This is a genomic window from Pseudogemmobacter sp. W21_MBD1_M6 (genome assembly GCF_052119585.1).
Classification (GTDB): domain Bacteria; phylum Pseudomonadota; class Alphaproteobacteria; order Rhodobacterales; family Rhodobacteraceae; genus JBGQOJ01.
Map to the genome: position 1 here is coordinate 1 of NZ_JBGQOJ010000061.1, position 3870 is coordinate 3870.

General features: G+C 57.7%; 5 protein-coding genes. 4 read left to right on the forward strand and 1 reads right to left on the reverse strand.

The annotated features are described in order from the left end of the window. A partial coding sequence (locus ACEN2R_RS20735; protein ID WP_442044810.1) for a LuxR C-terminal-related transcriptional regulator occupies window positions 1-464 on the forward strand: 464 nt, incomplete at its 5' end. A gap of 36 nt (window positions 465-500) precedes the next feature. On the opposite strand, the gene ACEN2R_RS20740 is transcribed toward ACEN2R_RS20735, so the two are convergent. After that, window positions 501-1841 carry a sensor histidine kinase gene (locus tag ACEN2R_RS20740; RefSeq protein ID WP_442044812.1) on the reverse strand — a complete coding sequence of 447 codons (1341 nt, stop codon included), beginning with the start codon at window positions 1839-1841 and terminating at the stop codon, window positions 501-503. Window positions 1842-2053: 212 nt separating this feature from the next. Between ACEN2R_RS20740 and ACEN2R_RS20745 the strand changes: the two genes are divergently transcribed. The 3 genes from ACEN2R_RS20745 to ACEN2R_RS20755 form a co-directional block, all read left to right on the forward strand. Next, window positions 2054-2359, forward strand: coding sequence for a transposase (locus ACEN2R_RS20745; RefSeq protein WP_442044814.1), 306 nt, complete (start codon window positions 2054-2056; stop codon window positions 2357-2359). A gap of 72 nt (window positions 2360-2431) precedes the next feature. Further along, window positions 2432-2776, forward strand: coding sequence for an IS3 family transposase (locus ACEN2R_RS20750; protein WP_442044816.1), 345 nt, complete (start codon window positions 2432-2434; stop codon window positions 2774-2776). A 55-nt stretch (window positions 2777-2831) separates the two neighbouring features. Continuing rightward, on the forward strand, window positions 2832-3870 hold a 1039-nt coding region (locus ACEN2R_RS20755; protein WP_442044818.1), incomplete at its 3' end, for an IS110 family transposase.

Consider the following 3870-nt stretch of genomic DNA (forward strand, 5'->3'; position numbering starts at 1 on the left):
TCAAGATGTCCACTTCTTTGGTGGACACTATCACCCACTCCATCACGCAGGCAGGGCAGTCAGACCGGACGGATACGGTGGATCACGCCGTTGCCGCGCTTGAAGCGGGCGCGCGGGGCTATGTTCTGAAAGGCAGTTCAGAGGATGATCTGATCGAGGCAATCCATGCCGTTCACGCGGGCAATACCTACATCACGGCAGACTTTGCCGCGAAGGTCGTATCGGGTTTGCACACCGCGTCCTTGCGCCGCGCAAGTGCTGCGGCCCTGCGACTGAGCACCCGCGAAGAACAGGTTCTGGGCCTTTTGTTGCGGGGCAATACCAACCTCGAGATTGCCGAAGCGCTTTCGCTGAGCGACAAGACCGTAAAGCACTACATGGGCATGCTCATGAAAACGCTGAAGGCGCGGAACCGCGTCGAAGTCGTACTGAATGCACAGCAGCTTGGATTGGAAGGCGTCTAAGAAACGAGAGCCCCGCTGCATCAGGCCCTGGGCCTGTCATGACAACGGAATTCTGGCAGTCAGTTCCGTGCCGCCGGCCGTCTTGCGCCGAATGTCCAGCGTGCCGCGAAAGACGTTCAAACGTTGCCGGACGCCGCGCAGCCCGACCCCGTCAACGCGCCCGTCCCCATCTTCGGCGGCCTGCCGGTCGGCCCGCCCTTCGTCGCTGATGGTAACGGACAGGGTGTTGTCCGATACGGCGGCAGTCACGCGCTGCCCAAGCCCGTCGGCATGGCGATGGGCATTCATCAACCCTTCCTGAACCAGTCGGAAACAGCAAATCTTCAGCCCCTGATCGACCTGTTCGGGAAGATCGCCAAGCGCAACCGCGACCGTATTGCCGGTAAATGCCTCGTGCCGGTTAACCGCCAGACGCAGTGTCTCCTCTAGCGACAGATCGCGGATTTCGGGCAGCACAAGGCCGGTCGAAATCGCGCGTAACTCCTGCATGACATGGGTGCCCAATTCCCGCGCGGTAAGGCGGGGCGCCATCCCGTTTTGCGCCGCGTCCTTGCCCAGCGTCAGCATCATCAGGCTGAGCATCTGGATCGGACCATCATGCAGTTCCGCCCCGATCTGGTTCAAAAGCTGCTCGTTGGTCCGGCTTGCCTCGATCCTTGCCTGATCGGCCTCCTCCCTTAGCATCCGGTTCTGTCCGGCGATCGCGCTGACCGCGGCAAGGTGGCGCAGGTCTGTGCGGCGCTGGGTCGCAACAAGCGCCAGAATCCCCGCCAGCCCGATCGCTGACGACAGCCCCAGCGCCAGCCAGATCGACCCTTCCACCACGGCGCGCTGTCGGAAAAAACCTGTTGCGTCCTGATAGACCTCTCCGACGGCTATGATCTCGCGGTTGGTAACGTCATAAATCGGTGCATGAATTTCCAGATAGGGCGGCGCAATCGGCGCATCGGCATGGTCATCGTTGTCGGCAAACACCTCGACCACGATTTCACCGTCCAGCGCCTTTTTCAGGTCCAGGGGATATTCATCCTCGTCTTCGACGTAACCGTCGGTGCTGAAAATCATTTGCATGTTCTTGTCCCAGATCTTCATCACTTCGAAATGCCCGGCAACAGGCAGCCGCGCCAGCAACAGTTCAAGCTTTGCCTTGCTGTGATCCGATAGGGTGCCCGACGCGAAGAATTCATGCGCGTGCGGCGTCAGAAAGCCCTCGACATACAACCCGCCGGATTCCGCGGCATTCTGAACCTGCATGTCCCGGTATTCCCGGATCAGGTAGGACCCGAGCAAAAGCATGATCATGCCCGCGCCAAACATCGCACCAAGCAGAACCCCGAGTGTCAGCCGCCATATGCGGCGCGAATCCGGTGCAATCATTCTGTCATCCCTGTTGATTGCCACTGAGAATTGACCCGGCATTTTCACCGAGATCTGACCCACCCAGTTGTTATGTTCTCTGCGTCATGATGGCGTCAATGCTGATGTCTCCTTTCGTTTCTTTTTTGAGCTCTCTGAGCTGGCAGAGAGGTGGTCGCGAAATTTCGGACCAGTTGTTAAGGTGGATCGCATGACGAGAGAAGTGATCCAGAATGAAGAAACGAAAGAACCATTCGCCTGAATTCAAAGCCAAGGTTGCGCTTGAAGCGATCCGCGAGGAGCTGACGCTGGCGGAGTTGTCCAAGAAATACGGTGTTCATCCGACCCAAATCGGCACCTGGAAGCGCGCGGCGATAGAGAACATGGCGACGGCATTTACCCGCCGAGGTGCAGCCCCAGAACAGGTCAGCGCGGCAGAAGTCGACAAGCTGCATTCCAAGATTGGCCAGCTTGTGGTGAAGCGGGATTTTTTGGCTGATGCCTCGCACCAGTTGCTCGGGACGCGAGGCAAAAAATAGTGAGCAAGAATAATTAGTTGAGTGTGCGTCGGCAGTGTGCGTTGCTGACATTGGCGCGATCGAATCTGTACTATGAGCCGAAGGGCGAGAGCGCGGAGAACCTGCGGTTTATGGCGATCATCCATTGCCCGGCAGGCGATTTGTGAAACAAATCTGCCGAGAGGGAACCAGCAGTTCCTGGAGACGCCGTGGTACGGATCGCGCCAAATGGCACGTCATATGAAGCGCAACAACCACGCATGCGGGCGGCATCGTGTCCGCCGTTTGATGCGCCTCATGCGGTTGGTGCCGATCGACCAAGAGCCCAACACCGGCAAAAAACACCCGCAGCATAAGATCTGGCCATACTTGCTACGGAACGTGGCGATTGACCGTCCAAACCAGGTCTGGTGCGCAGATATCACTCTGAGTAATTGATCATCCGCGCTCTCTGGCGGTGCATAGTTGCCGCATCAGAAAAAGGAGAGCTGTGATGAAACGTTATTTTGTTGGCCTTGATGTATCGAAGGATGCAACGGCGGTTTGCCTGCGGGATGAACGCGGTGACATCGTGACGTCTTTCAAAAAACCCACTGACCCGGATGTCCTCGCACGCGCTTTGGGTGCGGAGATGGAACATATCGTCTGTGTCGTCCTCGAGACGGGCCGGATGGCGAACTGGTTGTATGATGAACTCAGCCAGAGGGGCCTTCCAATGGTTTGTATTGATGCGCGTCAGGCTCATGCAGTTCTGAGCCAGATGCACAACAAGACCGACGAGAATGACGCGGCCATGCTCTCGGAACTGGCCCGGACGGGGTTTTACAAGAAGATTGAGGTCAAGAGCCGCCTCGCACAGGAACGTCGCGCTCTGTTGCGCGCCCGCGAGGTCGCCATCAAGATGCGCATGAACACGGAAAACACGATACGCGGATTACTGGCCAGTTTTGGGATCAGATTGCCCAAGCATCTACAAACCTATGAGCAACGGGTCAGGAAAGTTCTGGAAGGGCAGACCGTTCTGGCTGGAGTCATCGAACCGTTGCTGAAGTTGCGGACAGAAGCGCTTCGTCAGGCCGCGGTCCTGACCAAAGAGATGACCCGTCATGCGCGCAGTGATGAGGCCTGTCGCAGGCTGATTACAATACCTGGCGTGGGAGCCGTCAGTGCCGTCACGTTTGTGGCGACGATCGACACGCCAGACCGCTTCAAACGGTCACGATCTGTCGGAGCTTACATCGGCCTGACATCGAGACGCTACCAATCTGGCGACATCGATTTTGGTGGCCGAATATCAAAGCGTGGCGACCGCATGTTGCGCACGGTTCTGTATGAGGCGGCCAATAGCCTGCTTTGTCGGGTGAAATCTGGTCCGGGTCAGCCCCTTAAAGATTGGGCGATGGCTCTGAAAAAGCGCACCAGCCACCAGAAGGCCGTTGTGGCCTTGGCCCGAAATGGACCTGCACCGGTTTCGTTCCGGTCTTTTGAGAGCAATACTCGCCATCAAGGAGACCGGATATGGCAGCGATACA